Below are 26599 nucleotides of genomic sequence, written 5' to 3'. Positions count from 1 at the left end.
TCCCCGGCGGACGGCGCCGATTCCACCGAGGGCGAAACGCCGGACCCTTCCCCTCACCCCCCGCGCTCCTAGGCTGGGACGGTGAGCAACCAAGCGCCGAACGAAGCCCGCGTCATCCCCCTGCGCCCGGCGGCCGAGCGCCAGGGGACAGCACGCGCCCTGCCGGAACGCCCGGCGGCCCGCCCGCCCGCTCCCCGGGAACCCCTCTGGCGCGACCTCGTCGGTGAGGTGCTGCGCCGTGAGCGCCTCGCGCAGGAACGCACGCTCAAGGACGTCGCCGACGAGGCCCGTATCTCCATGCCGTACCTGTCCGAGGTGGAACGCGGCCGCAAGGAGGCCTCCTCGGAGGTCCTCGCGGCCGCCGCCCACGCCCTCGGTCTCGGCCTCGGCGACCTGCTGTCGCTGGCGCACCGGGAGCTCGCCCGGCGACCCGACCGGAGCCGTGCTACGAGGAACACCGCACCGCACGGCGGGCTCTGCCTGGTCGCCTGACCGCCCGGGGGGCCGGGCCGCCGTCAGGGCATGAGACGTCGGTTCAGCACCTCGTCGGCCAGCCCGTACGCCACCGCCTCCCGCGCGGTGAACACCTTGTCCCTGTCCATGTCCGCGCGCAGCGTCGCGATGTCGTGGTGCGTGTGCCGGGACAGCACCTCCTCCACCTGGGCGCGGATCCGGACCATCTCCTTGGCCTGGAGGGCGAGGTCGGAGACCATGCCCTGCCGGCCGCCGCTGGCCGGCTGCCCGAGCAGCACCCGCGCGTGCTCCAGCACGAACCGCCGCCCCGGATCCCCGCCGGCCAGCAGTACGGCCGCCGTGGAGGCCGCCTGCCCGACGCAGAACGTCGAGATCGGCGCCCGTACGAACGTCATCGTGTCGTAGATCGCCATCAGCGAGGTGAACGAGCCGCCGGGCGAGTTGAGGTAGATCGCGATCTCGTTCTCCGGTGCCGACGACTCCAGATGCAGAAGCTGGGCGATGACGACGTTGGCGACGCCGTCGTCGATCTCGGTGCCGAGGAAGATGATCCGCTCCGCCAGCAGCCGGCTGAACACGTCGTACGACCGCTCGCCCTGCGGGGTCCGCTCGACGACGTTCGGAATCGTGTAGGTCCCCATGTCAGAGCCCCGTCCGTCGCCGGGAGGCGGCCGGGCGTACGTCCGCGAGGGACTCCACGACCGTGTCCACCATGCCGTACTCCCTGGCCTGCTCGGCCGTGAACCAGCGGTCGCGGTCGCCGTCCCGGGAGACGGTCTCCCGGCTCTGGCCGGTGTGCTCGGCGATGATCCGCTCGATGGTCCGCTTGGTGAACTCCAGGTTCTCCGCCTGGATCTCGATGTCCGCGGTGGTGCCGCCGATCCCGGCCGACGGCTGGTGCATCATGATCCGTGCGTGGGGCAGCGCGTAGCGCTTGCCGGGCGTGCCGACACTCAGCAGGAACTGGCCCATGCTGGCCGCGAACCCCATCGCGAGTGTGGAGACGTCGTTCGGGATCAGCCGCATCGTGTCGTAGATGGCGAGACCCGCGTGCACGGATCCGCCGGGGCTGTTGATGTACAGACCGATGTCGGTGCGCGGGTCCTCGGCCGACAGGATCAGCAACTGGGCGCAGACCCGGTTCGCGGAGACCTCGTCGACCTGGGTGCCCAGCAGCACGATCCGCTGCGCGAGCAGTTGGGCGGCCAGTTGGTCGTCGAACCGGGTGGGCAGCGTGTCGCCCTCCTCGGCCCGGGGCGTGAGTGCGGTGAGTGGAGTCATGGGTCCTCCCGTCGAGCGGTGATGCCGTCGACTCCACTGTCGGCCCGGGGCGGCGCGGCGCCGAGGTTTCTCTGCCCGCGGCAGATTCGCCGAGGGCAGAGCCCGCTCCCAGCCCTGCTCGCGCACCCGCCGGAAGAACGCCCGCACGCCACCGACCAGCAGGTCCGGCTCCTCAGCTCCGCCCACGCGTCGGCGATCCGGCCCGCGCGTGAGGATCGGCGAGGTGGCGTCCGGCTCGGCGGAGCGGATGTGCGGGGCGTGGACGTTCGTCCCGTCGGCGGTCGTGACGCACTGCGGCCACTCGCTCAGCCGTGCCCCGGCGGGCCGCCGTCGTACACATGTGCCGCCAGTGGCGGACGAGGCCGCGCGGATGGTCCGCCGGCCGTGGCCGGGACGCTGGTTCGCCCCGGCGACTGCGCCGTTCGGATCGATCGGCCGCCGGGCCGATGAGTTTTCCGCTCCGCACGGGTCGACACTGTTGACCGCGATCCACGCTCCAGGAGGTGTTCATGACCACCGACGGATTCACCACGTGTCTCTGGTTCGACGGCCAGGCGGAGGAGGCCGCCCACTACTACGTGTCGATCTTCAAGAACTCCAGCATCGTCCGGGTCGGCCGCTACACCGAGGCCGGTCCCGGCCCGGCCGGCTCCGTGCTGGCCGTGGAGTTCACGGCCAACGGCCAGAAGTTCGTCGGGATCAACGGCGGACCGCAGTTCACGTTCAACGAGGCGGTGTCGTTCCAGATCCGCTGCGCGGACCAGGAGGAGATCGACTACTACTGGACCAAGCTCACCGAGAACGGCGGCGAACCCGGCCCCTGCGGCTGGCTCAAGGACCGGTACGGCGTGTCCTGGCAGGTCGTCCCCGAGACGCTGATCGACATGATCGGCGACGCCGACCCGGGGAAGGCGACCCGCACGACCAAGGCGATGTTCGCCATGCAAAAGTTCGACATCGCCGCCCTGGAGCGGGCCTACGCGGGCGAGTGAGGCGCCGGGCGGCCGGCAGCCGGTGCTGGTCGGCCCGGACTGCGGTCCGGGCCGACGGACTGCGCTCCGGCCCTGCGGACCGCGCTCCGGGTCGGCAGATCGCCGTCCGGGACGGCCGATGTTCTGGCCGTCGCCGGTCGGGTCGGCTGCGGTCCGGGAAGTCGCCGGTCGGGTCGGGTCGGTTGCGGTCCGGGAAGTCGCCGGTCGGGTCGGGTCGGTTGCGGTCCGGGAAGTCGCCGGTCGGGTCGGCTGGGGTCCGGGAAGTCGCGGGTCCACGGGTAGGCGCGGGTCCGGTCGGCTCTGCTCCGGGCAGTCGCCGGTCGAGTCGGCTCTGTTCCGGTAAGGCGCCGGTTCGGTCGGCTCTGCTCCGGGCCGGCGCGGGTCGAGCCGGTCGTGGTCCGAGCGAGGCGTCCTCCGGGTCGGCTGCGATCCGGCAGTCACTCGCCGTCCGATGGCTGCCGTCCGGTCAGTTGTCGGGCCCGGGGGGTGCCGACCGAGGCCACAGCCCGTCCAAGACCTCGCCGTCCGGGCTGCGTCACCCCGGCCGCGTCATCCAACCGCCTGGTCGGACCGCCTGGTCGGACCGCCCAGTCCGCCTCCTGGCCCGACGTCCGGTCCCACCGCCCGGTCCACCCCCTCTGGGCCGACCGCCCAGTCCGCCTCCTGGTCCAACGGTTCGGTCCCACCGCCCAGTTCGCCCCCTGGTCCCACCTCCCGGTCCGCCCCCCTGGTCTGACCGCTCGGTCTCACCGCTCGGTCCCACCGCCTCATCCGGTCTCGGTCAGGATTTCGTGGATCACGTGTCGGGAGTTCTCCGCCAAAGCCGGGTTGGTCTGCCAGTAGTACGGCAGCTGGATCAGCGAGATCGACAGCGCCCAGCCGCGACCGCGCGCCCACTCGGCGTCGTCGGCGCCCACGGCGTCCCGGAAGGTCCCGCGCGCGGACGCGGGCAACAGGTTCCAGGCCACGATGAGATCGACGGCGGGGTCACCCACGCCCACGGTGCCGAAGTCGATCACCGCACGGAGTCGTCCCTCCGCCACCAGCACGTTTCCGGGCGACAGGTCCCCATGGGCCCAGACGGGCGGTGCCTGCCGGGCGGGGGCGCGCAGCGCCTCCTCCCACCGGGCCGTCACCGCAGCGGTGTCGATCCTGCCGTCCAGCTGGGCGATGGCCGAGCGGGTCGCCCCGTCCCGGTTCGCCAGGGGGACACCCCGGTGGTTCGGCGGCCCGTCCCGCGGGTCGATCCGGCGCAGGGCGCGGACGAACTCCGCCAAGTCACGGGCGAGCGACCGGGGCTCCTCGACGGCGCCCGCGACGGGATTGTGCCCGTCCAGCCAGCGGAAGACGGACCAGGGCCACGCGTACTCGGCGCTCGGCTCGCCCCGCCCCAGCGCCTCGGGCACGGCGACGGGCAGTCGCGGTGCCAGCCGGGGCAGCCAGCGCTGCTCGTGCTCCACGTCCCCGACCGCGCCCGGATACCGGGGCAGGCGTACGACCAGACCGGTGCCGAGCCGGAACATGGCGTTCTCGGTGCCGGACGACTTCAGCCGCTCGACCGGCTGACCGGCCCACCGCGGGAACTGCTCGGCGACCAGCCGGCCGACGAGGGAGGCGTCGAGGTCCACCTCGTCGGGACGCATCCTCAGAGCACACATGGACCCCATTCCAGCTCACGGGGACGGCGGCGGTCGAACGGATTTCACCGGCCCCGGGGCGTCCCCCGGGACCGGTGCGGACTCGCGGCTCAGACCCGGTCGGCCACGATCATCAGATACTGGAAGCTGCCGTTGCGGTACGCGGTCAGGAACGTTTCCTCGATGCCCGTGACCAGGTGATCGGCCTGCTGGCGCAGTTCCCAGTAGGGGATCGTCGCCTCGGTGAGATCCTCGACATGGACGGGCACGAGCCGGTTCTGGGCCATGGCCCGGAAGTACGCCGACCGCGGATGGATGTCGCAGATGTAGTGGGCGTTGATGAGGGACACCTCGCGGGAGGCCTGCCCGTAGGTGTCGTTGTAGCAGCCGGTGATCACCACGTACCGTCCGCCGCGGCGCAGCAGTCGCGCGTGCTCGGCGAAGAGGAGGTCCAGCTCGACGTACATGGTGGACTCGTTGTTCCACGACGCCGCGTACGCGCCGGTCTCCAGCCCGGTGTCGAGCATGTTGCGGTGGTGGTAGCGCACCTTGCCGTCGATGCCCCGCTTACGGGCCTGCTCGTTGGCGAAGGCGGCCTGCTTGGCGGAGATCGTCACGCCGTCCGTGTGGCAGCCGTGCCGCAGATGCGCCACCACGCTGCCGCCACCGCGCCCGCAGCCGGCGTCGAAGACGCGGTCGTCGGGGGTGAGGTTGCCCAGGCGGCCGGCGAGGATCTCGGCCTGGGCGTGCTCCAGGCGGTGCAGTTCGGCGGTGACCCGCTCCTGGCGTCGGAGCGGATCCGGCTCGTCGACCACGGTCCAGTCGACGGCTCCGACGCCGTAGTGATGGTGGTAGAGGTCGTCGAGCCTGCCGAGTTCGAGGTTGACCGGATTTTCCTCGGCGTTCCAGTAGTCCGCGACGCGGTTCTGGTACGTGGACTGGGTCGGCACCGGTGCTGTCGTGCGGACGGCGGCGGGAACGGTGGTCAACTATGGCTCCTCGTGATCTGTCTGACGTGATGTCAGGGACGTGCGTGCGCGTTACCAGTAGTTGGGCAGGTGGTAGCGGTGGGTGTTGGTGGCGTGCCACTCGTGGTTGCCGGCCACCCAGTCCGACAGGCCCCGGGCGTACCGCTCGACGAGCGGTGAGGTGGCGGCCAGCAGGGCGGACTCCGTGTCGAAGGAGTCCATGATCTCGTTGTGGATCTCGACGGCCCGCAGATAGGCGGGCTTGAGTCCGCACCGCTCGTTGGCGGCGATGACCTGCGGCAGGTTGAGGTGGGTCGGGTCGGAGAGCTCCTTGGTGAAGGAGTACAGGTCGTTGACGATCGTGGTGGCGTTGCTCGCGAGCACGGTGATGCGCTGGATCTCGGGGCGGGCGTAGAGAGCCTCGGGCAGTTCGTAGCCGTCCACCGCGTCGACGATCGACAGACAGGGCCGGAAGTTGTTGAACTGGCGCATCACCAGGTACTCCCACACCCGCGGCCGGTACCCGGTCTCGCCCCAGGCCGCCTCGGCGAGATAGCCGAGGTGGAGCCGCGCGATGTCGTGCACGAAGCGGTCGGTCTGGCTGGGCGTGGCCAGGGCGGAGTAGTCCTTCAGGGCCCAGTGGTACGACCTCAGCGGGCCGTCGGACTGCATTCCGTGCAGCCACTGCTCCTGGATCTCGGGGGTGCCGTGGTACGGGTCCAGCGCCGACTGGGCCAGGATCAGCCGGGCGCCCAGACCGCGCCGCGATCCGCCCTTGTCCCCGTCCTCCTCGCAGTAGCAGTCGTCGACGATGTTCTCGGCCAGCAACAACTTGCCCGCGACCGTGAGGTGTTCCAGGTCGGCCGCCTCCGGGTGCTGGAGCACCACGGCGCGCCCGAACTGGAAGCCGGCGAAGTCCCCGTTCCAGGCTTCGGGGAACAGGTCGAGGCCGCGGGCCCACTCCTCCAGTCTGCGGTCGATCTCCGCGGCCTTCTCGGGGTCGGCGGGGGTGACGGGCCGGTACCTCAGGCCCGGGATCGCCCCGCCGCGCCGGGTCGTGAGGCTGCGGGCGAGATTGGGCGGCCCGGGCAGGGACAGCGGGGCGGCGGGGGCGGGGGGCGTGCTCATGTCGTTCTCCACGCGGTCACTCGGCCGTCCGGCCGATCTGGACGTTCTCCAGGACCCCCACCGCGTCGGGAACGAGGATGGCCATCGAGTAGTAGGCGGTGACGAGGTAGCGGGTGATCGCGGCGGTGTCGATGCCCATGAACCGCACGTTCAGCCCTGGTTGGAACTCCTCGGGGATGCCCGTCTGGTAGAGGCCGACGACCCCCTGGTCGGACTCCCCGGTGCGCAGGGCCACGATGCTGCTGGTGTGCTGCCGGCTGACCGGGATCTTGCCGCACGGGTAGATCGGTACGCCCCGCCAGGCCGGGATCCGGTGGCCGTCGATGTTCGCGGAACCGGGCATCAGGCCACGCCGGTTGCACTGCCGGAAGAAGGCCGCGATCGCCTTCGGATGGGCGAGGAACAGATCGGTCCTGCGGCGCATGGACAGCAGTTCGTCCAGGTCGTCCGGGGTCGGCGGGCCGGTGAAGGTGCTGATGCGCTGCTCGTGGTCGGCGTTGTGCAGCAGTCCGAACTCCCGGTTGTTGACCAGCTCCCACTCCTGGCGTTCCCGGATCTCCTCGACGGTCAGCCGGAGTTGTTCCTCCGTCTGGTTCATCGGGTCGTTGTACAGGTCGGCGACCCGGGTGTGGACCTTCAGCACGGTCTGGGTGAGCGACAGTTCGTACTCGCGTGGGGCGAGGTCGTAGTCCACGAAGCCGCCGTTCAGCGTCGGCTCGCCGACATGACCGGCCTGGAGGGGGATATCCGCCTCGCCCGTGCGGTTCATCGGCAGTCGCTGCCGCTCGGCGAACGCCTGGAGGTGGGCGGCGAGGGAGGGCACCCGCTCGGTGAGCTCCGTGACGGCGTCCCAGGGCAGCGCCATCAGCACCCCGGCCGTCTCCGCCCGCAGCGAGGTCAGCCACAGCGGGTCGGGCTCGCCGACGCCCTCGTCCCCCAGCTGGTCGCCGCCGCTGACGACTGCGACGATCTCCTCCTCGCCGTACTTGCCGGCCGTGAAGCGGGTGAAGCGGCCGTGGACGATCAGGTACGCCTCCGTCACCGGCTGCCCGGCCTCGAAGAGGATCTGACCGGCCCGCACCTCCCGGACACGGAACCGGGCGGCGAGCTCCGTGAGGACCTCGATGTCGGAGTATCCGCGCAGGGACGGCAGTTCGGTCAAGGTCCGGGGAACGACCTTGATGTCGTCGGCGCCGTTGTGTTCGAACTGCACCCGGCCCCGGCCGACGCGCAGCGTCAGCCGCCGGTTGACCCGGTAGGTACCGCCCCTGACGTCCACCCAGGGCAGCGATCTCAGCAGCCAGCGTGAGCTGATGCCCCGCATCTGCGGTGCGGACTTGGTGGTGGTGGCGAGTTGGCGCGCGGCCTGGGTGCCGAGGCTGGTGCGGTGTTCTTCGGCCGGTGGTACGGGTGCGGCTTCGGCGAGGGCGGGACCGGTGGCGCTGTCCGGTGTGGACACATCCCCTCCTGGGAGGTGAACGAGGGTGAGCGGAACGGTCGTGGTCGTCGGTGCGCGAGTGGGTCGTGCGCTGCACCAAGCCAAACAGCCCCGGTGGGGTTCCGGATACGGCGCGAAGGGGGGCGGCTTGGCACTACGGAAGTGCAAACCCGTCGGATGATGCGGAAGGGGTGTTCCGTGTACTGCCGTGCGCTGGAACAGCTGTGTGAACAAGGAGGTCAGGAGAGGTCGTCGACCAGTACCGCGGCTCCGTCGAAGCGGCCGGCCGCGAGATCCTGGAGCGCTTGCGCCGCTTGCGACAGCGGATAGGTGTGCGTGGTCGCGCGCACCCCGTGGCGGACGGCCAGCGCCAGGAAGTCCCTGGCGTCCGCGCGGGTGTTGGAGGTGACGCTGCGCACCTCCTTCTCGTAGAACAGCTCGCTCTCGTAGCACAGCGGCGGTATGTCGCTGAGATGGATGCCGGCGATCGACAGCACTCCGCCCCGGTCCAGGGCGCGCAGCGCGATCGGTACCAGGTCACCGGCCGGCGCGAACAGGATCGCGCTGTCCAGCGGCTCCGGCGGCGCCTCGTGGACGTCGCGCGCGGAGGCGGCCCCCAGGTCCAGCGCCAGCCGCCGCGCGGCCGCGCCCCGGGTCAGCACGTGCACGGTGGCCCCCTCCGCCAGCGCGACCTGCGCGCACAGGTGGGCGCTGCCGCCGAAGCCGTAGAGCCCGAGCCGTCCGCCAGGCGGCAGCGCGGCCCGGCGCAGCGCCCGGTAGCCGATGATGCCCGCGCACAGCAGGGGCGCGAGCGCGACGTCGGCGACGCCCGCGGGCAGCCGGTGGGCGAACGCGGCCGGCACGGTCGTGTACTGCGCGTAACCGCCGTCGGCGTCCCAGCCCGTGTACCGCGAGGCGGGGCAGAGGTTCTCGGCCCCGCGCAGGCAGTACGCGCAGGTGCCGTCGGTGCGGCGCAGCCAGGCCACCCCGACCCGCTCGCCCGGCGCGAAGCCGCGCACCGCCGTGCCGAGGGCCGCCACCTCGCCGACCACCTCGTGCCCGGGCGTCACCCCGGCCCGGTGCACCGGCAGATCTCCCTCGGTGACATGCAGGTCGGTCCGGCACACCCCGCAGGCCCGCACCCGCACCAGCAACTCGTCGTCCGCCGGGACCGGCACCGGCTTCTCCACGAGCCGCAGGGAGCCTCGCGTCACCGGTCCTGGCGTGCCCACCGCCCATGCCCGCATCGTGCCGTCCGTCATCGTGTGCCCCGTCCGCCACAGAGCCACCCGGGCCCGCCCGGGCTCACCGGGGCCGTCGGTCGTCGCCCCTTCTCCAGTCTGTAACGGAGAGGCGCGTTCGGCGCGCGCGGGGCCCTGCCCGTGACTAGCGTGAGGAATCGGACAACCCACCGATCCGCCCCACCGATCCGAGAGGGCCGCAGTCATGGCCGTACCACCTGAGGGAACCCCCTGTTGGGCCGACGCGATGTTCAGTGACGTCGAGGGAGCCAAACGCTTCTACGGCGACGTCCTCGGCTGGACCTTCGGCGAGTCGTCGTCGGAGTTCGGCCACTACACCCAGGCCTACGCGGACGGCAAGGCGGTCGCCGCGGTCGTACCGCCCATGCCCGGCCAGGAGGGCCAGTCGCAGTGGTGCCTCTACTTCTCCTCGCCGGACGCCGCTGCCACCGCGGCGAAGATCCGGGAGAACGGCGGCGAGGTGCTGATGGAGCCGATGCAGGTCGGCGAGTTCGGCACCATGTGCCTGGCCCGCGAGCCCAGCGGCGCCGTCTTCGGCGTGTGGCAGGGCGGCGTCCACGAGGGGTTCGAGGCGACGGGCGTGCCCGGCGCCTACTGCTGGGCCGAGGTCTTCACCCGTGAGCCCGAGAAGACGGACGCGTTCCTCCCCGCGGTCTTCTCGTACACGGCGAAGCAGCTGGAGGACGAGGCGATCGACTTCCGCATGTTCGACCTCGGCGACCAGACGGTCCTCGGCCGGATGACGATGACGGACGACTTCCCGCCCGAGGTGCCGCCGTACATCAACGTCTACTTCACCGTCGCCGACTGCGACGAGGCGGTCGCGAAGGCGACCAAGCTCGGCGGCGTGCTGCGGTTCGGACCGATGGACAGCCCGTTCGGCCGGTTCGCGGCGATCAGCGATCCGCAGGGCGCGAACTTCTCGGTGATCGACGTCACCACGACGGCGGGGGAGATGCCGAAGGCCACCGACGTCTCCTGACCCCTGGCCGGGCGCCCCGGCCGGCCGTGGCATGATCGTGCGCATGCGTGAACGTGTGGTGGCCGCGTGCGACGGGGCATCGAAGGGGAACCCGGGACCGGCGGCCTGGGCGTGGGTCGTCGCCGACGAGGCGGAGACGCCCGCCCGCTGGGAGGCCGGACCGCTCGGCAGGGCGACCAACAACGTCGCCGAACTCACCGCCCTGGAGCGGCTGCTGGCGGCGACCGACCCCGACCTGCCGCTCGAGGTCCGGATGGACTCGCAGTACGCCATGAAGGCGGTCACCACCTGGCTGCCCGGCTGGAAGCGCAACGGCTGGAAGACGTCCGCCGGCAAGCCGGTCGCCAACCAGGAGCTCGTCGTACGCATCGACGAGCTCCTGGACGGCCGCTCGGTCGAGTTCCGCTACGTGCCCGCCCACCAGGTCGACGGCGACCGCCTCAACGACTTCGCCGACCGGGCCGCCAGCCAGGCGGCGATCGTCCAGGAGGCCGCGGGCAGTGACCTCGGCTCGCCGGAACCCCCGCCCTCGCCCGACACCCCGCCGGCCGGGGCGCAGCGCCGCCGGTCCGCCCCGGCGTCGGCCAAGGGCGCGTCCCGGCCGCGTGGCGGCGGCTCCGCCCGGACGATCAACGCGAAGTTCCCCGGCCGCTGCGTCTGCGGACGCCCCTACGCGGCGGGCGAACCGATCGCCAAGAACGACCAGGGCTGGGGCCACCCGGAGTGCCGTACGGCCGCCACCGGCTGACCGGCGGCGGCCCGGCACCGCCTCGCGCCGCTCAGTCGGTGTCGAAGGCGTAGTGGGCGGTGTGGTCGAGCAGGTCCGCCGGGGACGTGTCGTTCCAGGGCTTCATCCGCTCGCCGACGTCGACGACGTCCGGCGTCCCGCCGGTCGGCGCGTAGCCGGAGGCGGGGTGCCTGCGCCGCCACTCGGCCCACAGCTTGTCGATGTACGCGTGGTGCAGCCAGAACACCGGGTCGTTGGGGGACACCCCGGTCGCCATCTGGCCGCCGACCCAGACATGCACCCGGTTGTGCAGGTTGACCCCGCGCCAGCCCTCCAGATGATTGCGGAAGCCGTCCGAGCCGCTGTTCCAGGGCGCCATGTCGTACGTCGCCATCGCCAGTACGGAGTCGACCTCGGCCCGGGTCGGCAGTTCGCGCACGCCGGTGCCGAGCGAGCGCCGGAGATAGGTCCGGCCGTCCACCCGGACGTCGACCGGCCAGTTCCCGGTGGCCGCCGCGAACGGGCCGTCCATCACCCGGCCGTCCAGGCTGCGCCCGGTGCCGCCGAGGAAGTCCGGCGCCCACAGCGAGGCGCGCGGGGAGCGGTCCGTGGACCAGTTCCAGTACGGCAGCGCCACCGAGGGGTCCACCGCCTGGAGCGCCCGCTCGAACTCCAGCAGGAATCTGCGGTGCCAGGGCAGGAACGACGGCGAACGGTGGCCGGTGCGCTCGCCGTTGTCGGTGTCCCCGATGATGAAGGCGTTGTGGGTGGTGACGAAGGCGTCGTAGCGGCCGTTGCGCTTGAGTTCGAGGACGGCCGCGACGAAGCGCCGCTTCTCGTCGGCGGACAGGTTCGCCTGGTTCTTGCGGACGGTCATGTGCGGGTGCTCCAAAGGTGCGTGCGGGCGGTTCAGTTGGCGGGGAAGGGGACGAGCCGGGCGCCCTGGAGTTCGTCGACCGCGGCGCGCGCGGCGGCCCGTGGCGTGGCCACCGGGGCGTAGTGGCTGACGACGCTGATCCAGGTCCCGTCGGCGTTGCGCATGACATGCAGTTCCACGCCGTCGACGAACACCGCGTAGCCGCCGCCGTGGTGGTCTCCGTGATGGCCGCCCCCGGCGGCCGCCCGGCCCTGTATCCGGCGGCCGCGGTAGGTCTCGTCGAACGGTGCGGGGGAGTCGTGGGCGTGCTCGTCGGCCTCGGCCGGTGCGGCGACGGTCACGGCGGTGGCCGCGGCGGTGAGGGCTGCCGCGGCGGCGAGGGCGCGACGACGGCTGAGTTCGGGCATGCGGGACCTCCGGGGTGCGTTGGGTTGACGACCCCGTATGCCTATCGGCCCGGTTCAGAGCGGGAGAAATCGCTGCGCAGCGGTTGGCTGCGATCCGGACAATTAACCACATGTCATGCAGGATTGAACGAAGATGATCTTGCCGTGGCGGAAGCCCGGGAGCCCCGTAAGAGGGAAATCCTGCCCCTGGTGGCCCGGTTCCGGATGATCTTTCGCGGCAGGAGGGGGCGTGGGTGGCGTGGCTCACCTCGTGAAACTGGCGTGATCCGGGAGGCGGTGGCCGACGGTCGCGGCCTGCTACTCTGCGTCGTCAACTGACCGCTCCGGGTAATGAACAGGGGTGCGTGTGAAGGTCGCCTGTGTCGGCGGCGGGCCCGCCGGCCTGTATCTCTCGATCCTGCTGAAGAGGCAGGACCCGTCCCACGACATCACCGTCCACGAGCGGGACCCCGAGGGTTCCACCTACGGCTGGGGCGTCACGTACTGGCGCGAACTGCTCGACAGACTCCACGCGCACGACCCCGAGTCGGCACGCGCCGTCGAGGAGAGTTCGGTCCGCTGGAACCAGGGCGTCGCCCACGTACGGGATTTGGTGACCCGGCAGCCCGGCGACGAGGGCCACGGCATCGGCCGCCACCGGCTGCTGGAGATCCTCGCCGCCCGCGCCCGCTCCCTGGGGGTACGACTGGAGTACGACCACGAGATCACCCCCGAGAACCTGCCCGCGGCGGACCTCGTCGTGGCCGGGGACGGGGTGCGCAGCGCCCTGCGCACCCACCACGCCGGGCACTTCGGCGCGGAGCTCAAGCCGGGCCGCAACTCCTACATCTGGCTCGGCACGCCCAAGGCCTTCGACTCCTTCACCTTCGCGTTCGTCGAGACCGACCACGGCTGGATCTGGTGCTACGGCTACCCCTTCGGCCCCGAGCACAGCACCTGCGTCGTCGAATGCGCCCCCGAGACCTGGACGGGTCTAGGCCTCGACCGGGCGAGCGAGGGCGACGGACTCGCCCTGCTGGAAAAGCTGTTCGCCCATGTGCTGGACGGCAGCCCCCTGGTCGGACGCTCCTCCGGCGACGGCAGCGCCCAGTGGCTGACCTTCCGCACCCTCACCAACCGCACCTGGCACCGGGGCAACCTGGTCCTGCTCGGCGACGCCGCCCACACCACCCACTACTCCATCGGCGCCGGCACCACCCTCGCCCTGGAGGACTCCATGGCGCTCGCCGCCGCGCTGCGCGACCACACCGACCTCCCGAGCGCCCTCGCCCGCTACGAACAGGAACGCAGGGCGGCCCTGCTCTCCGTCCAGAGCGCCGCCCGCTACAGCGCCGAGTGGTACGAGAACCTCACGCGCTACATCCACCTGCCCCCGGAGCGGATGTTCGCCCTGCTCGGCCAGCGCCACTCGCCCCTGCTGCCCCATGTCCCGCCCCAGCTGTACTACCGGATCGACAGGGCGGCCGGGCAGTTGGAGGCGCTGCGCCGGCTCAAGCGCTGGCTCGGGCCGAAGGTCGCGCGCGGCGTGCACGCCCGGACGCTGTCCGACCGCACCTGACCCCCCGCGCGCCGAACCGCTGTGGGGTGAATGACGATTCACCGGTAAGGTGAATCGTCATTCACCCTTGCTTTTCCGCGTCGGCCGCTGGAGTGCCCATGGCGTCGCCCGCCCCGATACCCGACCCGTCCGCCACCGGCGGACCGACGCCCGACGGTCTGACTGACGGACCGACTGACGGACCGACACCCGACGGTCCGCCGGCCCACGGATCGAGGACCGGCGGAGCCGGGAGCCGCGGGGCCGCGACCCTGCGGGGCCGGCTCACCGTCCCCGTGCTGGCCTTCGGCGGCACCCTCATGGCCGTCATGCAGACCGTCGTCGTACCGCTGCTCCCGGACCTGCCCCGGCTGACGGGAGCCGCACCGGGCACGGTCTCCTGGATGGTCACGGCGACCCTCCTGTCCGGCGCCGTGCTCACCCCGGTGCTCGGCCGGGCCGGCGACATGTACGGCAAACGACGGGTGCTGCTCGCGGCCCTCGCTCTGATGACCGCCGGCTCCGTGACCTGCGCCCTGACCTCCGACATCCGCGTCCTCATCGCCGCCCGCGCCCTCCAGGGCGCCGCGTCGGCCGTCGTACCGCTGTCGATCAGCATCCTGCGGGACGAACTGCCCCCGGAACGCCGGGGTTCCGCGGTGGCGCTCATGAGCTCCACCGTCGGGATCGGCGCGGCCCTGGGCCTGCCGGCCGCGGCCCTGATCGTGCAGTACGCCAACTGGCACGTCATGTTCTGGGTGACGGCCACCCTGGGCGCGTCCGGGGTCGCGCTGATCCGGTGGGCGGTGCCGGAGTCACCCGTCCGCTCGCCCGGGCGGTTCGACATCACCGGGGCGCTGGGACTGGCCGCCGGCCTGATCTGTCTGCTGCTGGGCGTGTCCCAGGGCGGCCAGTGGGGGTGGGGCAGCGCGCGGATCACCGGACTGTTCCTCGCCGCGGCCGTGACGCTCGGCCTGTGGTGCCGGCAGCAACTGCGCGCCCGCCTGCCCTTGGTCGACCTGCGCCTGGTCTCCCGCCCGAAGGTCGGCCTGTCCCATGTGGCCGCCCTGCTGACCGGGTTCGCCTTCTACGCCAACACGCTGGTGACGGCCCAGCTGGTGCAGGCGCCCGAGGCCACCGGCTACGGGCTCGGGCTGTCCATCGTGCAGACCGGACTGTGCCTGCTGCCGGGCGGGATCATCATGCTGCTCTTCTCGCCGCTCTCGGCGCGCATCTCCGCGGCCCGCGGCCCGCGCGTCACGCTGGCCGTCGGGGCCGCCGTCATCGCGGCCGGGTACGCCGTGCGCATCGCGGACAGCCGCCAACTGTGGATGATCATGGTGGGTGCCGCGGTGGTGGCCACCGGCACGACCCTCGCCTACTCCGCGCTGCCGTCCCTGATCCTGCACGCCGTACCGGCCGAGCAGACCGCCTCCGCCAACGGCGTCAACGTGCTCATGCGCACCATCGGGCAGGCCGTCTCCAGCGCCGCCGTCGCCGCGGTCCTGGTCCGCCACACCAGCCCGGTCGGCGGTGTCCCGGTGCCGACGCTGCACGGCTATCTGATGGCCTTCGCGATCGCCGGCGTGGTGGCCCTGGCCGCGAGCGCGGTGGCGCTGACCATCCCGGGAGACACCCCGTCCGACGGCACCCGGCGCGCCCGCGCCCGCGGCCGCGCCGCGCGCGGCGGCGCGATGAAGGGGGCGTGAGTGCCGTGAGCGCAACTCCGACCGGCGCGTCCGCCCCCGGCCGCCGGGACGCCGAGGCCACCAAGGCGGCCATCCTGCGCGCGGCCCGCCATCTGCTGGCCCGGCACGCGCACGCCGACATCACCCTGCGGGCGGTCGCCGAGCGCGCCGGGGTGAGTCCGCCGCTGATCCTGAAGTACTTCGGCAACAAGGACGCCCTGTTCGCCCGCGTGATGTCCTTCGACACCGACGCCGACGCCCTGCTGGACGCCCCGGTCGGCGAACTCGGCCGCCACATGGTCCGGCACGTCCTGGAGAGCCAGGTCGAACGAGGCGCCGACCCCGTCCTGCGGATCGCCTTCGCCCCCCTGCACGGGGCGCACGGGGACGTGCTGCGCGCCAACTTCCGCGACCAGGTCACCGCCCGCCTGGCCGGCCGTCTCGACGGCCCCGACGCGGGCCTGCGCGCCGAACTCGCCCTCGCCACGCTGGTCGGCCTGGGGGTGATGTTCGGCATCGCGCGGGGCGCGGAACTGCGCGCGGCCGGGATCGACGCGATCGTCGACCGCTACGGCCCCACGGTGCAGGCCCAGCTCACGCCGTAGCGCCCGCCGCTCGGGGACCCGGCGCGGAGGGCGACAGCGCACGGCGATTCACTCGCGCGGGTGAAATACGCCCAGGTGAGGGGAGGAGGAGGCCCGGTCCGCGCCGGAGCGTGACGGATGACAGACTGGCCGCATGGACGAGCGCGAATTCGGTAGGTCGGGCCAGCACGCATCGGTCGTCGGCCTCGGCACCTGGCAGCTGGGCGCCGACTGGGGCGACGTGGACGACAAGGAAGCCCTGGCGGTGCTGGAGGCGGCGGCGGAGTCGGGGGTGACCTTCTTCGACACCGCCGACGTGTACGGCGACGGGCGCAGCGAGCAGACCATCGCCGCGTTCATGAGCGGCCGGCCGGACCTGCACGTGGAGGTCGCCACCAAGATGGGCCGCCGGGTCGACCAGATCCCCGAGAACTACGTCCTGGACAACTTCCGGGCCTGGAACGACCGTTCCCGCCGCAACCTCGGCGTCGACCGCGTCGACCTGGTGCAGCTGCACTGCCCGCCGACGTCCGTCTACTCCTCCGACGAGGTCTTCGACGCCCTCGACACCCTGGTCGCGGAGGAGCGCGTCGCCTCCTACGGCGTCAGCGTGGAGACCTGTGCGGAGGCGCTGACCGCGATCGCCCGGCCGAACGTGGCGAGCGTGCAGATCATCCTCAACCCGTTCCGCATGAAGCCGCTGCGCGAGGTGCTCCCGGCGGCCAGGGCTGCGGGCGTCGGCATCATCGCCCGCGTGCCGCTCGCCTCCGGCCTGCTGTCCGGCAAGTACACCAAGGACACGGTCTTCCCCGCGAACGACCACCGCACCTACAACCGGCACGGCGAGTCCTTCGACCAGGGCGAGACCTTCTCGGGCGTCGACTTCGTGACCGGCGTCGAGGCGGCCGCGGAGTTCGCCGCCCTCGCCCCCGAGGGCTACACCCCGGCCCAGCTCGCGCTGCGCTGGGTCGTCCAGCAGCCCGGTGTGACCACCGTGATCCCCGGCGCCCGCTCACCCGAACAGGCGCGTGCCAACGCGATGGCCGCCAAGCTCCCCGAGCTGTCCGAGGAGACGCTCGCCGCGATCCGGGACCTCTACGACCGGCGGATCAAGGACCAGGTGGAAGCCCGCTGGTAGGGCGCCGACCGTCCCGGCTGTGACCGACGGCCGTTCCCGGGGAACTCGAAGGAGAACGGGAACGGCTGCGGCCGGGACAGGGAGGCATCGTGACGAGGGGCCAGGACGCGACGGACCGGGGACGGGACGCGACGGACCAGGGGCGGGGCGAGACGGACCGCGGACGGGACGAGACCGCCGAGGAGCGGGCCGACCGGATGTGGGGGGAACTGATCCAGGAGGTCCGGGTGGCCCAGACGGGCGTCCAGATCCTGTTCGGCTTCCTGCTGACCGTCGTGTTCACCCCGAAGTACGCCCAACTGGAACACGCCGACCAGGTCATCTACATCGTGACCGTCGTGCTGGGCGCCGCCGCGACCGGCGCCCTGATCGGCCCGGTGGCGCTGCACCGCGTGGTGTCCGGGCGCCGGGTCAAGCCCGAGGCGGTGCGGTGGGCCGCCCGGCTGACGCTCATCGGTCTGGTGCTGCTGCTCGCCACCATGACCGCCGCGCTGCTGCTGATCCTGCGGGTGGCGACCCACGACGGCTACGTGCCCTACCTGGTCTCCGGCGTGGTCATGTGGTACCTGCTGTGCTGGTTCGCGCTGCCGCTGTGGACCCGGCACCGGTACACCTCGCGCTGACGCCGCGGCCGAGGGCGGTCAGCTGCCGGTCGTGCGCCCGCCCGAGCAGCAGCACCGAGACGGTGGCGCCGATCAGCGCGCAGAACATGTCCCACTGGGTGTCCCACACGTCGCCCTGGGTGGCCAGGAACGCGTCCGCCGCATGCCCCCCGATGACGGCCGCCGCCCACTCGAACATCTCGAACAGGGCGCTGAAGGCGAGGCAGGCGCACACGGTCAGCGGGGCCAGCCAGCGGCTGCCGCGCAGCGGTGAGGTCCGGCTGAGCAGTTCGCGTACCAGCACGGCCGGGACGAAGCCCTGCATCAGGTGACCGAAGCGGTCGTAGGGGTTGCGGTCCAGGGCGAACGTGTCCCGCGCCCAGTCCCCGAGCGGCACCTGCGCGTACGTGTAGTGGCCGCCGAGGGCGAGTACCAGGGCGTGCGCCGTCAGCAGGCCGCACAGCAGGCCGGTCAGCGGGAACCGCCGCCAGGTGAGCAGGATCAGCGGCAGCCCGACGATCACCCAGACCGTCTCCAGGAACCAGGTGGCGCGGTCGTGCGGATTCCAGCCGGACACGGCCAGACCCGCCACGGCCACACAGGCGAACACGGCGGGCGGTATCCGGCGCGGTACGGCACTCGCAGCGGGCATGAGGGGCTCCTTGTCGGTGAGGGCCCCATCGTGGCGGCACGGGGCCCGCCCGGCATGAGTACGGCTACTCAGCTCATGGCCCGCTCAGCCACCGGCCAGCACCTCGGTCAGGAAGTCGTCGACGCGGACCCGCTCCTGTCCGGGGGCCACCGCCTCGCGGGTCTCGCGCAGGAAGGCGGCGACCGCCGGAGCCCAGGCGAACACCACGGCCCGGTGCCGGCCGCCGTCGGGCCGGGCGTCGCCGAGGAACTCCATGCGCAGTTCCTCCCACTGGCCCGTCGCCACCGGGCGAAACCGTACGTCGCCCACCCCGACCGGGCCGTGCAGTCCGGCGGTGAGCATCTCCCGGTCCAGCCGCCACCGTGCCAGGACCCGGCCGTCGTGGCTGAACACCGCGGTGACGGCGAACGGGTCCTCGGCGTCGTAGCCGAGGTGGGCGAGTACCGGGAAGCGGTTCGCGGCACTCGCCCGGAACTGCATCACCAGGGTCTTGCGCACGAAGGGGATCACAGCGGGCCTTCCGGGAAAGTACGGTCGTAGAGCCCTCTAGTACCCCTGCTGTGCGGGGAATGCTCAGCCTTCCGGGTGATTCTCGCGGGACTCGCGCAGCGCGGCGATGCACGTGCCGATCGCGCTCTGGAGCTCCTCGAGCTGCTGGACCATGTCGTCCTCGTAGAACTCCTGGGCGTCGTCGAAGGTCAGCTCCTCGAAGACCCTCGTCGCCTTCTGGAGGCTGCTGTAGAACTTCGTGCGCCGCTCCCGCACGCGCAGTTCCGGGTCCGTCTCCACCGCCTCGACGACGAGGGACTTCATGGTGTCGTAGGCCTCGGCCGCCCATTCGACGGTGTCCTCGTCGTCCTCCAGCTCGTCGAGGAGCGACAGATGCCGTTCGGCCTCCTGGCGCAGGGGGACGGGCGCGTCGACGGTCTGCCCGGCCGGCGTCCTGATCTGTCCGGACTCGGCGATCTGACGCACGTACCCGATGCGGTCGGCCGACCGGCTCTCGGACGCCACCGCCTTCTTGAGATCGTCGGTGCGTACGACGTCACGGGCCAACTCGGTCTGGAGCTCGGGGTCCTCGCGGACCCGGTCGAGCAGCGCCTGCCGGGCGGCGCGCGCGGTGGAGGGGTCCGCGAGGATCGCGGCGCGCAGGGCGGTCGGGTTCTCGGCCACCTCCAGCGCCTTCGTCGGGCGGATGCCCTCGGCCTCCGCGGCCTCGGCGATGGCGGTACCGCGCTCGGAGGTGGCGCTGGAGCGGGCGATGTAGTAGCTCAACCACACCTCGGCGTCGGGCAGTTCCACCTCCTGACCCGGTGCCAGGGCCTCGAAGTGCGGGACCATGCCGTCGTCGGCGGCCCGGTCCCAGGCCTTGTAGTAGCGCATGACCCGTTCGGCGGAACACCCGGCCAGCTCGGCGAACTCCTTCGCCGACACCTTGGGCGTCTCGTCCGCGCTCTGCCCGCCGGGCCGCACGCTCCGCGCCACCATCAGGCCGAAGGCCCAGCCGCCGGTCCGCGCGTAGACGCCGAACTCGCGCGCGTCCCGCGCCACGAGGTCGGACAAGGGCGCGGGGCCGGACAGCGGCGTGGGGCCGGAGGGCGGCGCGGGGGAGGTCTCGGGCGGGACGATCGCGAGGGTCACGGGTGACTCTCCTGTCAGCTGGAGGGGGTGGCCGGTCGGTCCGTACGCCTCCACGGCGTACAGTCCGGCAGCCTATATCGCCCCATTGGCGACGCTTTTGCGGCGCTCGTTCCTCCTGTCACGTCCGGCCGAGGGCAGGATGCCCGTATGAGCGTTCGTACCCTGCCCACGAGCACCCCCGCCGACCAGGGCGTCGACGCCTCGGGTGTGCACGCCTTCCTCGACGCCCTGGAGGCGGCCCCGGACATCGAGCCGCACAGCCTGATGATCATGCGGCACGGCCGGCTGGTCGCCTCCGGCTGGTGGGCGCCGTACACGCCCGAGCGGCCCCACCTCCTCTACTCGCTCAGCAAGAGCTTCACCGCGACGGCCGCCGGATTCGCCCTGGCCGAGGGGCTGATCGGGCTCGACGACCCGGTGATCTCGTACTTTCCCGAGTTCGAGGCCGACATCACGGATCCGCGCAGCCGCGCGATGCGGGTCCGGCATGTGGCGTCCATGTCCAGCGGCCATCTCGCGGACACCGTCCACGAGTCCCTCGCCCTCGACCCCGCGGAGCCCGTACGGGGGTTCCTGCTGCTGCCACCCGAACGCGACCCGGGCACGGTCTTCGCCTACAACCAGCCCGCCACGTACACCCTGGCCGCGATCGTGCAGCGGGTGACCGGGCAGCACCTCACCGAGTACCTGCGGCCCCGGCTGCTGGACCCGCTCGGCATCGGCGCCGTGGCGTGGCTGCGGGACCGGGCCGGCCGCGAACTCGGCTACAGCGGGCTGCACGCCACCACCGACGCCGTCGCCCGGCTGGGCCTGCTGTATCTGCGCGAAGGACTGGGGGAGGGCGTACGACTGCTGTCCCGGGAGTGGGTCGAGCTGGCCACCCGGGAGCACGTCCCGACCGCGCCCGGCACGCCGGAGGCGGACCGGGGCGACTGGGAGCAGGGCTACGGATTCCAGTTCTGGCGGTCCCGGCACGGCTACCGCGGCGACGGGGCGTACGGCCAGTTCTGCCTGGTGCTGCCCGAGTACGACGCCGTGATCGCGACGACCGCCGCGACCGTGCAGATGCAGGACCTGCTGAACCTGGTCCGGACGCATCTGCTGCCCGCCTTCGGCCCCGGGCCCAGGACCGGGGCCGAGCGGTCCGACGCGGCCCTCGCACAGCGCTTCGCGCGGCTCGCCCTGCCACCGGCTGCGGGCGCGAGCGCCCCGCCCGAGCGGCCCGACGCCTGGTCGGGCGCCGGCTTCACCCCGGCCGGCGGAGTGTGCGCGGCCCAGCCGGGCCTGGCCTCGGTCGCCGTCACGGCGGGCGCGGACGGCTGGACGCTGACGCTCACGGAGGACGGCCGGCGCCTCGACCTCGGTCTCGGTACGGGCGGATGGAACACCGCCGAGCAGCCGCTGCCCACCGCCGTCAGCGGCGGGTGGGCCGACGCGCGGACCCTGGAGGCGCACGTGGTCTTCCTGGAGACACCGCACCGGCTGGTGCTGACCTGCTCGCTCGACGACCGCACCTTCACCGCCCGCTGGCTCACCCAGCCCTTGCACGGCGGTCGACTGCGCTCCCTGCGCGCGCCGCGCGGGCCGGTCTGACACGGGTGCCGATCCGTGGGAGTCCGGTTCGCATCCGGCCGGACCCGGGTCCGGGTCTAAGTCGGCGTCCAGATCCTGGTGTTGGTCCTGGTCTCCGTCCTGGTCCCGGTCCTGGTCCTCGTTTCGTTCCCGTCAGTCCGAGTCGGGTTCGAACGTGCGCAGGAAGACGTCCAGCGCCTGCCGGTTCGCCGTCTTGTCCCAGTCGGCGGCGGGTGTCGTCCAGCGCAGCGAGAAGCTGCGCTGCCCGCCGAGCAGGAACCCACGGCCGAAGGTGTGCGACGGGACGCCGTCCACGTCGACGAGCCACTCCATGTCGGCGGCCCGGTACCCCAGATACGTGGTGGCGCGGATCGCCCCGACCCGCTGGAAGCCCGCGTCCTGCCGCAGTCCGGGCTCGACGTCGTCCCGCCAGACGGCGACCGGATCCGGACCGGCATTCTCGCTGTACGTCACCGCGAGCGTGCGCGGGTCGTCCTCGGCGCCGAAGGTGACCCGGTAGGCCTGGTCGGAGCGCTCGGTGCGCAGCCGCGCCCAGTCGTCGGGCAAGGCGACGGAGAAGCCCTCCGGCGCGTCGTAGAGCCGGAATCCGGACGGCAGGGTGGTGGCGGACACCGAGGACGACGGGGTGGGCGTCGCAGGCGGTGTCGGTGTGGCCGCGGGCGTCGGCGTGCCGGAGGCTCTTTCGCCGTCCGCGTCGTCGGACGCCGGGGCGGACGGGGCTCCGGACGCCGACGGGCTGGTGCGGGCGCCGGCCGCGGAGCTCTCGGTGCCGGGCAGACCGGTCGTGGCGAGGACGGCGACCGCGACGGTGACGACGGCGAGGCCGGTCCCGGCGGCCATGGCCCGGCCGCTCCAGCCCGGACCGGCGTGGCGGACGGTGGCGTACGCGCGCCGCAGCCGGGGCGTCGGCACGGCCGGCAGGACCGCGTCGGGATCCTCGTCGAGCACGCGGGTCAGGACCTCGCGGATCACCGGGCGGGTCAGCCGCTCCCGGGAGTCCTTGCGCAGCAGCCCCTGCACGGCCTGGGTGAGCGGCCCGGCACGCAGCGGGGTGCGCAGCGGCAGCCGGTCCACGCTCTTCAGGGTGGCCTCGGTCCGGTCCCGCTCCCGGAACGGCGGACGTCCCTCGACCATCGTGTAGAGGATCGCGCCCAGCGCCCACAGATCGGCCGCGGGACCGATGCGTTCGTCACGTGCCTGCTCGGGGGAAGCGTACGACGGTGCCGTGACCCGGGGGGCGAGTGTCGCGCCCGCCAGCCCGAAGCCGGTGACCACGACCGGGCCGCCGTCGCGGACGTACACCTGTCCCGGGCTGAGCTCGCCGTGGGTGATGCCCTGACCGTGCGCGGCCTCCAGCACGTCGAGCAGTTCCAGCCCGATGCGGGCCGTCCGGACGTAGTTGAACGTGGCGTGCCGGGCCAGGAGTTCGCTCAGGGGCGTGCCGTCGACCCACTCCGTGACGGTCCACAGGGCGCCCTCCTCCTCGACGGCGTCGACGACCGGCACGACCCGGCCGGGGCACACCTGGCCCAGCGTCTCGGACATGCGCAGGATGCGACCGGTGGTCCGGCGCGCGTTCCCCTCTCCGGCGGCGTTCCCCTCTCCGGCGGTGTCGCCGTCCCCGGCGGCGTGCGGGAACTCGATCCGGGTCAGCAGGCAGGGGCGCCGGGCCTCCATGTCCTCGCCGTACCAGCAGACCCGGTTCGTTTCGCGGGAGACGACGTCGAGGAGCCGGTATCGACCGGCCACCGAGTCCTGCGTGAAGACGTGCGCCTTGACCATGGTCATCCCTCGCTGAACCCCCGGATTCTCATTTCACCCATGGGTACGGCTCTCGTGACGGGGTGTGTTCAATCGGCCGTGACTTCGGTGAGATTTCTGTCTTCCATTCAAAGGGCGGCGCGCGTCCGCACGATGAAAAGACGTCAGAACGGCGGCGCGTGCCATGGAGTGCCGCTCCGACCTCGGGCCGGGCCCCGGGCGGCAGCGCCGGAATTTATCCGCCAGTAATCAGTGGCGTGAATGTCGTTGCGCCGACCTGGTGGTAACCAGCGGTAAACGAACGCGAATACGAACAGTGTCGCTTCCGCTCGTAACGCAGGCCGGCCGCGTCGCGCCGGAAACAGCCCCGGCGCAGGAGGCCGGGGCGTCGGCTGTCGGAGATCAAGACGTCGGATCCGGCGGGTGGGTTGCCTCTCAGGCGCCGAAGAGCTGGGTCCAGTACGTGCCCGCCGGTCCGCCGCCCGCGAAACCCGCGCCGATATGGGTGAATTGAGGCTTGAGGATGTTGGCGCGGTGGCCCGGGCTGTTCATCCAGCCCTCCACCACCTCGGCGGGGGAACGCTGCCCGCAGGCGATGTTCTCGCCGATCGAGCGCCGGGTGGAGCCCGCAGCGGCGGCACGGTCCCAGGGTTGGCCGCCCTCGGGCGAGGTGTGGGAGTAGAAGGCCCGCGCCGCCATGTCCGCGCAGTGGGCCCGGGCGGCGGAGTGGAGGTGCGGGTCGGCGGCCAGGGGGCGCAGTCCTGCCCGGGCGCGCTCGGTGTTGGTGAGGGTGATGACCTCGGCCTCGGCGCGGGCCAGTCCGTCGGCGGTGAGCGGGGTCGCCCACAGGACGGTCCAGTAGGTGTCGCCGCCGCCCGTGACGTACGCCGCTCCCGCGTGTGTGAACGCCGGGTCCTGGAGGGTGCGCCGGGGCTGGTCGGTGCGCAGGCAGTACGCGACGAACTCGGCGGGCGTGCGGGGGCCGGAGACCAGGTGCTCGCCGACGGTGAGATACGCGTACCCGGCGGCGGTGACGCGCTGGTGCAGAGCGACGCCGTCCGGGCCCTCGGCGCCGAGGCGGCCGGCCGCGGCCATCGCCGCCGCGTGCGCGCGGGCCGCCGAGACCAGCCGGGCGTCCAGCGTGACGGGCGGCGAACCGGCGCTGCCGCGGGCGGAGTTGACCGGGCCGAGGAAGCCGTCCAGATCGGGAGCGGGCCCGGCGGCCGGCCCGCGTCCGGGCGTCGGCGACGGCACCAAGGCGGGTGCCCCGGGCCGGGCGGCGGAGGCGCGCGCCGGGGGTCCGGCGGCGGACCCGCCCGCCGTGTCCTCGGCGATGTCCACGCCGAAGTCCCGGGCGAGGCCCGCCAGTCCGTCGGCGTACCCCTGCCCGACGGCCCGCAGCTTCCAGCCGGTGCCGCGCCGGTAGATCTCCGCCAGCAGCAGGACCGTCTCCTGCCGGGGGCGCGGCGGGGCGAACCGGGCGAGCGGACGGCCGTGCGGGTCGCTCACCTGGAGCGTGGGCGCGGGCAGCCCGCCCAGCGGGACGCCGGGGTCGGCGGGGCTGACGACGACCGTGACCCGGGTGGCTCCGGCGCGCAGCGCGGCCGGGTCGACGGTCAGTGTGCCGCCGCTGAGGCGGGTTCCGGGGGCGGCCGGCTGGTTGTAGAAGACGAAGTCGCCGTCCCCCCTGACACGGCCGCCGTCGTCGGTGATGAGCGCGGACACGTCGAACGGGCCGGGCACCCGGACGGTCAGGGCGCCGTCCGGGAGGGGCACGTTGCCCCCGGGGACCAACTCGCTCATCCTGCCGCCCTGGTGTCGTGAGGCCGGACCGGTCGCGGCCCCGACCGGACAACGTGTGCCGGGGCGGGAGGGTTCCGTGGCCGGCGGCGCGCCTCAGTACCGGGCGATCCCGGGAGCGACGTCCTCGTGGCGTTCGGTCGACGCGCCGCGCGGACCCGTCGGCCCGGTTTGCTCGTGGACGCCGCAGAACGCGGCCTCCAGCGTGCCCGGCATCGTGTCGAGCACCCTGCCGTTGTTGGAGGTGGTGGCGAGCGCGGTGAGGGTGCGCCGGCCGTCCGCGGACGTGAAGGCGTAGCTGTAGTAGCCCTGTACGGCGCCCGTGTGCCCGTACACGGACACCCCGCAGGACAGGTCGCGCCGCCGCAGCCCGAGTCCGTAGCCCTGCGTGCCGTTGACTCGGACCCAGCGCGTCATCTCGGTCAGCCGCGCGGCCGAGGTCAGCCGGCCGCGCGGCAACGCCGAGTAGAAGGTGTTGAGGTCCCGGGCGCTGGAGATGACCGCGCCCGCGCTCTGGGCCCAGGACACGGTCTGCTCGGTGGCGTCGACGAGCGGGTCGCCGGCGCGGTCCGGGGTCAGGTAGCCGTGGGTGTACCGGCCGGGGATCCGGGTGCCGGGGTGGACGTAGAGGGTGTGGTCGAGTTTCAGCGGCCTGATGATCCGGTTCTGGTAGGCGGTCCCCACGGTGTGTCCGGTCGGTTTCTCGATGAGCAGGCCGGCGACGACGAAGTTGGTGTTGGAGTAGGAGTAGGCGGCGCCCGGGGCGCCGGTGCGCGGGTGGCGCAGTGAGAGGGCCACCGGTTGGCGGTAGGTGAAGACCTTGGTGCGGACCGCCTCGAAGCCCGCGACCGACGCCGCGAACATGTCGTTCGTGTAGTCGTGGAGGCCGCTGCGGTGGCTGAGTACGTGCCGCACCGTGATCCGGTCGTCGGGCAGCAGGTGCGGCAGATGGCTGTTGACCGGCGAGTCCAGTCTCAGGCGGCCCTCGTCGGCCAGTTGCAGCAGGACGACGGCGGAGAAGGTCTTGGTGATACTGCCGACGCGGAAGCGGTCGGTGTCGGTCAGGGCCCGGCCGGTGGCGCGGTCGGCCACGCCCACGGTCGCCCGGAGCGCCGTGCCGGCGTCGTCGATCCGGGCCATCGCGCCCGGAGCGCCCTGCCGCTGTGCCGTGCGCAGCACCTCGCGCAGCCCGGCGAGGTCGGGTCGCGGAAGCGCGGCGGCCGAGGTCGCGGTGGGGCCGGAGCGCGGGGGCGCGGCGTGCGCCGGGGCCACGAGAAGGGACAGCAGGACGGCCGTCCCCAGTGCCGTGGCCCTGCGGACCGTTGTCGTACCCCTGCGGGCCGTTGCTGTGAGCATGCCGTTCCTGTTCTGATCGGCGGGTGACCGGACGAGCTCACGTCAATGCGATATGTGTCACACCCGTGTCGGGG

The 26599-nt window shown here is 72.5% G+C and carries 25 protein-coding genes; 10 read left to right on the top strand and 15 right to left on the bottom strand.

What is annotated here, in order from left to right; all coding sequences use genetic code 11:
* Window positions 1-81: 81 nt before the first annotated feature.
* Window positions 82-492: a helix-turn-helix domain-containing protein gene (locus tag ACWCQK_RS14360; protein WP_451155422.1), complete on the top strand. Its 411-nt coding sequence runs from the start codon at window positions 82-84 to the stop codon at window positions 490-492.
* Window positions 493-515: 23 nt separating this feature from the next.
* On the opposite strand, the gene ACWCQK_RS14355 is transcribed toward ACWCQK_RS14360, so the two are convergent.
* Both ACWCQK_RS14355 and ACWCQK_RS14350 read right to left on the bottom strand, forming a co-directional pair.
* Entirely contained in the window at window positions 516-1115 is a 600-nt protein-coding gene (locus ACWCQK_RS14355) for a ClpP family protease (protein ID WP_451155421.1), read from the bottom strand.
* Window position 1116: 1 nt separating this feature from the next.
* Window positions 1117-1755 (bottom strand): ATP-dependent Clp protease proteolytic subunit, encoded by a 639-nt coding sequence (locus tag ACWCQK_RS14350; protein WP_451155420.1) that lies wholly within the window; start codon window positions 1753-1755, stop codon window positions 1117-1119.
* A gap of 509 nt (window positions 1756-2264) precedes the next feature.
* Here ACWCQK_RS14350 and ACWCQK_RS14345 point away from each other — a divergent pair.
* On the top strand, window positions 2265-2747 hold the full coding sequence (locus ACWCQK_RS14345) for a VOC family protein (protein ID WP_451155419.1): 483 nt from the start codon (window positions 2265-2267) through the stop codon (window positions 2745-2747).
* A 767-nt stretch (window positions 2748-3514) separates the two neighbouring features.
* On the opposite strand, the gene ACWCQK_RS14340 is transcribed toward ACWCQK_RS14345, so the two are convergent.
* The 5 genes from ACWCQK_RS14340 to ACWCQK_RS14320 form a co-directional block, all read right to left on the bottom strand.
* Window positions 3515-4390, bottom strand: a complete 876-nt coding sequence (locus ACWCQK_RS14340) for an aminoglycoside phosphotransferase family protein (RefSeq protein WP_451155418.1) — start codon at window positions 4388-4390, stop codon at window positions 3515-3517.
* Between the two features lie 104 nt (window positions 4391-4494).
* Complete coding sequence (locus ACWCQK_RS14335) at window positions 4495-5373, bottom strand: geranyl diphosphate 2-C-methyltransferase (RefSeq protein ID WP_451155417.1); 879 nt, start codon at window positions 5371-5373, stop codon at window positions 4495-4497.
* Between the two features lie 51 nt (window positions 5374-5424).
* Window positions 5425-6480: a family 2 encapsulin nanocompartment cargo protein terpene cyclase gene (locus ACWCQK_RS14330; RefSeq protein WP_451155416.1), complete on the bottom strand. Its 1056-nt coding sequence runs from the start codon at window positions 6478-6480 to the stop codon at window positions 5425-5427.
* A 16-nt stretch (window positions 6481-6496) separates the two neighbouring features.
* Window positions 6497-7939: a family 2B encapsulin nanocompartment shell protein gene (locus ACWCQK_RS14325; RefSeq protein WP_451155415.1), complete on the bottom strand. Its 1443-nt coding sequence runs from the start codon at window positions 7937-7939 to the stop codon at window positions 6497-6499.
* 218 nt (window positions 7940-8157) lie between these two features.
* Entirely contained in the window at window positions 8158-9165 is a 1008-nt protein-coding gene (locus ACWCQK_RS14320; protein WP_451155699.1) for a zinc-binding alcohol dehydrogenase family protein, read from the bottom strand.
* Window positions 9166-9364: 199 nt separating this feature from the next.
* On the opposite strand from ACWCQK_RS14320, the gene ACWCQK_RS14315 reads away from it, so the two are divergent.
* Window positions 9365-10162: a VOC family protein gene (locus ACWCQK_RS14315; protein WP_451155414.1), complete on the top strand. Its 798-nt coding sequence runs from the start codon at window positions 9365-9367 to the stop codon at window positions 10160-10162.
* Window positions 10163-10193: 31 nt separating this feature from the next.
* Window positions 10194-10910 carry a ribonuclease H family protein gene (locus ACWCQK_RS14310; protein ID WP_451155413.1) on the top strand — a complete coding sequence of 239 codons (717 nt, stop codon included), beginning with the start codon at window positions 10194-10196 and terminating at the stop codon, window positions 10908-10910.
* 31 nt (window positions 10911-10941) lie between these two features.
* Here the strand turns inward: ACWCQK_RS14310 and melC2 are convergent, their stop codons facing one another.
* Entirely contained in the window at window positions 10942-11766 is an 825-nt protein-coding gene (gene melC2, locus ACWCQK_RS14305) for a tyrosinase MelC2 (RefSeq protein WP_451155412.1), read from the bottom strand.
* Between the two features lie 32 nt (window positions 11767-11798).
* Complete coding sequence (gene melC1 / locus ACWCQK_RS14300) at window positions 11799-12173, bottom strand: apotyrosinase chaperone MelC1 (protein ID WP_451155411.1); 375 nt, start codon at window positions 12171-12173, stop codon at window positions 11799-11801.
* A 340-nt stretch (window positions 12174-12513) separates the two neighbouring features.
* Here melC1 and ACWCQK_RS14295 point away from each other — a divergent pair, with 340 nt between their 5' ends.
* The 5 genes from ACWCQK_RS14295 to ACWCQK_RS14275 all read left to right on the top strand — a co-directional run bounded on the left by ACWCQK_RS14295 (window position 12514) and on the right by ACWCQK_RS14275 (window position 17743).
* Window positions 12514-13731, top strand: coding sequence for an FAD-dependent monooxygenase (locus ACWCQK_RS14295; RefSeq protein WP_451155410.1), 1218 nt, complete (start codon window positions 12514-12516; stop codon window positions 13729-13731).
* Between the two features lie 98 nt (window positions 13732-13829).
* Window positions 13830-15419, top strand: a complete 1590-nt coding sequence (locus ACWCQK_RS14290; protein WP_451155409.1) for an MFS transporter — start codon at window positions 13830-13832, stop codon at window positions 15417-15419.
* A complete protein-coding gene (locus tag ACWCQK_RS14285; RefSeq protein WP_451155408.1) occupies window positions 15416-16003 on the top strand; it encodes a TetR/AcrR family transcriptional regulator in 588 nt (195 codons plus the stop codon). Before ACWCQK_RS14290 ends, ACWCQK_RS14285 begins: the two co-directional genes overlap by 4 nt.
* 133 nt (window positions 16004-16136) lie before the next feature.
* Complete coding sequence (locus tag ACWCQK_RS14280) at window positions 16137-17120, top strand: aldo/keto reductase (protein ID WP_451155407.1); 984 nt, start codon at window positions 16137-16139, stop codon at window positions 17118-17120.
* Between the two features lie 197 nt (window positions 17121-17317).
* Window positions 17318-17743 (top strand): DUF6328 family protein, encoded by a 426-nt coding sequence (locus ACWCQK_RS14275; protein WP_451155698.1) that lies wholly within the window; start codon window positions 17318-17320, stop codon window positions 17741-17743.
* Here the strand turns inward: ACWCQK_RS14275 and ACWCQK_RS14270 are convergent.
* The 3 genes from ACWCQK_RS14270 to ACWCQK_RS14260 all read right to left on the bottom strand — a co-directional run bounded on the left by ACWCQK_RS14270 (window position 17676) and on the right by ACWCQK_RS14260 (window position 20015).
* Window positions 17676-18374 carry a DUF2238 domain-containing protein gene (locus tag ACWCQK_RS14270; RefSeq protein WP_451155406.1) on the bottom strand — a complete coding sequence of 233 codons (699 nt, stop codon included), beginning with the start codon at window positions 18372-18374 and terminating at the stop codon, window positions 17676-17678. The genes ACWCQK_RS14275 and ACWCQK_RS14270 overlap by 68 nt on opposite strands.
* 84 nt (window positions 18375-18458) lie before the next feature.
* Complete coding sequence (locus ACWCQK_RS14265; protein ID WP_451155405.1) at window positions 18459-18884, bottom strand: SsgA family sporulation/cell division regulator; 426 nt, start codon at window positions 18882-18884, stop codon at window positions 18459-18461.
* A 63-nt stretch (window positions 18885-18947) separates the two neighbouring features.
* Window positions 18948-20015: a hypothetical protein gene (locus ACWCQK_RS14260; protein WP_451155404.1), complete on the bottom strand. Its 1068-nt coding sequence runs from the start codon at window positions 20013-20015 to the stop codon at window positions 18948-18950.
* 147 nt (window positions 20016-20162) lie between these two features.
* On the opposite strand from ACWCQK_RS14260, the gene ACWCQK_RS14255 reads away from it, so the two are divergent.
* Window positions 20163-21608, top strand: a complete 1446-nt coding sequence (locus ACWCQK_RS14255) for a serine hydrolase domain-containing protein (RefSeq protein WP_451155403.1) — start codon at window positions 20163-20165, stop codon at window positions 21606-21608.
* Between the two features lie 132 nt (window positions 21609-21740).
* Here the strand turns inward: ACWCQK_RS14255 and ACWCQK_RS14250 are convergent, their stop codons facing one another.
* The 3 genes from ACWCQK_RS14250 to ACWCQK_RS14240 form a co-directional block, all read right to left on the bottom strand.
* Complete coding sequence (locus ACWCQK_RS14250; protein WP_451155402.1) at window positions 21741-23396, bottom strand: serine/threonine protein kinase; 1656 nt, start codon at window positions 23394-23396, stop codon at window positions 21741-21743.
* A 408-nt stretch (window positions 23397-23804) separates the two neighbouring features.
* On the bottom strand, window positions 23805-25172 hold the full coding sequence (locus ACWCQK_RS14245; protein ID WP_451155401.1) for a CAP domain-containing protein: 1368 nt from the start codon (window positions 25170-25172) through the stop codon (window positions 23805-23807).
* 93 nt (window positions 25173-25265) lie between these two features.
* Window positions 25266-26525, bottom strand: a complete 1260-nt coding sequence (locus tag ACWCQK_RS14240) for a serine hydrolase domain-containing protein (RefSeq protein ID WP_451155400.1) — start codon at window positions 26523-26525, stop codon at window positions 25266-25268.
* Window positions 26526-26599 lie beyond the last annotated feature (74 nt).

The sequence above is a fragment of the Streptomyces sp. NPDC002306 genome (assembly GCF_053593435.1).
The sequence above is the reverse complement of the archived record's forward strand: the minus strand, read 5'-3'. Positions and strand labels throughout refer to the sequence as shown.

Excerpts from the sequence above, each read along its gene's own strand:
- ACWCQK_RS14355 (WP_451155421.1), bottom strand. The coding sequence starts at position 1,115 with ATGGGGACCTACACGATTCCGAACGTCGTCGAGCGGACCCCGCAGGGC.
- ACWCQK_RS14350 (WP_451155420.1), bottom strand. The coding sequence starts at position 1,755 with ATGACTCCACTCACCGCACTCACGCCCCGGGCCGAGGAGGGCGACACG.
- ACWCQK_RS14345 (WP_451155419.1), top strand. The coding sequence starts at position 2,265 with ATGACCACCGACGGATTCACCACGTGTCTCTGGTTCGACGGCCAGGCG.
- ACWCQK_RS14340 (WP_451155418.1), bottom strand. The coding sequence starts at position 4,390 with ATGCGTCCCGACGAGGTGGACCTCGACGCCTCCCTCGTCGGCCGGCTG.
- ACWCQK_RS14330 (WP_451155416.1), bottom strand. The coding sequence starts at position 6,480 with ATGAGCACGCCCCCCGCCCCCGCCGCCCCGCTGTCCCTGCCCGGGCCG.
- ACWCQK_RS14320 (WP_451155699.1), bottom strand. The coding sequence starts at position 9,165 with ATGCGGGCATGGGCGGTGGGCACGCCAGGACCGGTGACGCGAGGCTCC.
- ACWCQK_RS14315 (WP_451155414.1), top strand. The coding sequence starts at position 9,365 with ATGGCCGTACCACCTGAGGGAACCCCCTGTTGGGCCGACGCGATGTTC.
- ACWCQK_RS14310 (WP_451155413.1), top strand. The coding sequence starts at position 10,194 with ATGATCGTGCGCATGCGTGAACGTGTGGTGGCCGCGTGCGACGGGGCA.
- melC2 (WP_451155412.1), bottom strand. The coding sequence starts at position 11,766 with ATGACCGTCCGCAAGAACCAGGCGAACCTGTCCGCCGACGAGAAGCGG.
- melC1 (WP_451155411.1), bottom strand. The coding sequence starts at position 12,173 with ATGCCCGAACTCAGCCGTCGTCGCGCCCTCGCCGCCGCGGCAGCCCTC.
- ACWCQK_RS14290 (WP_451155409.1), top strand. The coding sequence starts at position 13,830 with ATGGCGTCGCCCGCCCCGATACCCGACCCGTCCGCCACCGGCGGACCG.
- ACWCQK_RS14280 (WP_451155407.1), top strand. The coding sequence starts at position 16,137 with ATGGACGAGCGCGAATTCGGTAGGTCGGGCCAGCACGCATCGGTCGTC.
- ACWCQK_RS14275 (WP_451155698.1), top strand. The coding sequence starts at position 17,318 with ATGTGGGGGGAACTGATCCAGGAGGTCCGGGTGGCCCAGACGGGCGTC.
- ACWCQK_RS14270 (WP_451155406.1), bottom strand. The coding sequence starts at position 18,374 with ATGCCCGCTGCGAGTGCCGTACCGCGCCGGATACCGCCCGCCGTGTTC.
- ACWCQK_RS14255 (WP_451155403.1), top strand. The coding sequence starts at position 20,163 with ATGAGCGTTCGTACCCTGCCCACGAGCACCCCCGCCGACCAGGGCGTC.
- ACWCQK_RS14250 (WP_451155402.1), bottom strand. The coding sequence starts at position 23,396 with ATGACCATGGTCAAGGCGCACGTCTTCACGCAGGACTCGGTGGCCGGT.
- ACWCQK_RS14245 (WP_451155401.1), bottom strand. The coding sequence starts at position 25,172 with ATGAGCGAGTTGGTCCCCGGGGGCAACGTGCCCCTCCCGGACGGCGCC.
- ACWCQK_RS14240 (WP_451155400.1), bottom strand. The coding sequence starts at position 26,525 with ATGCTCACAGCAACGGCCCGCAGGGGTACGACAACGGTCCGCAGGGCC.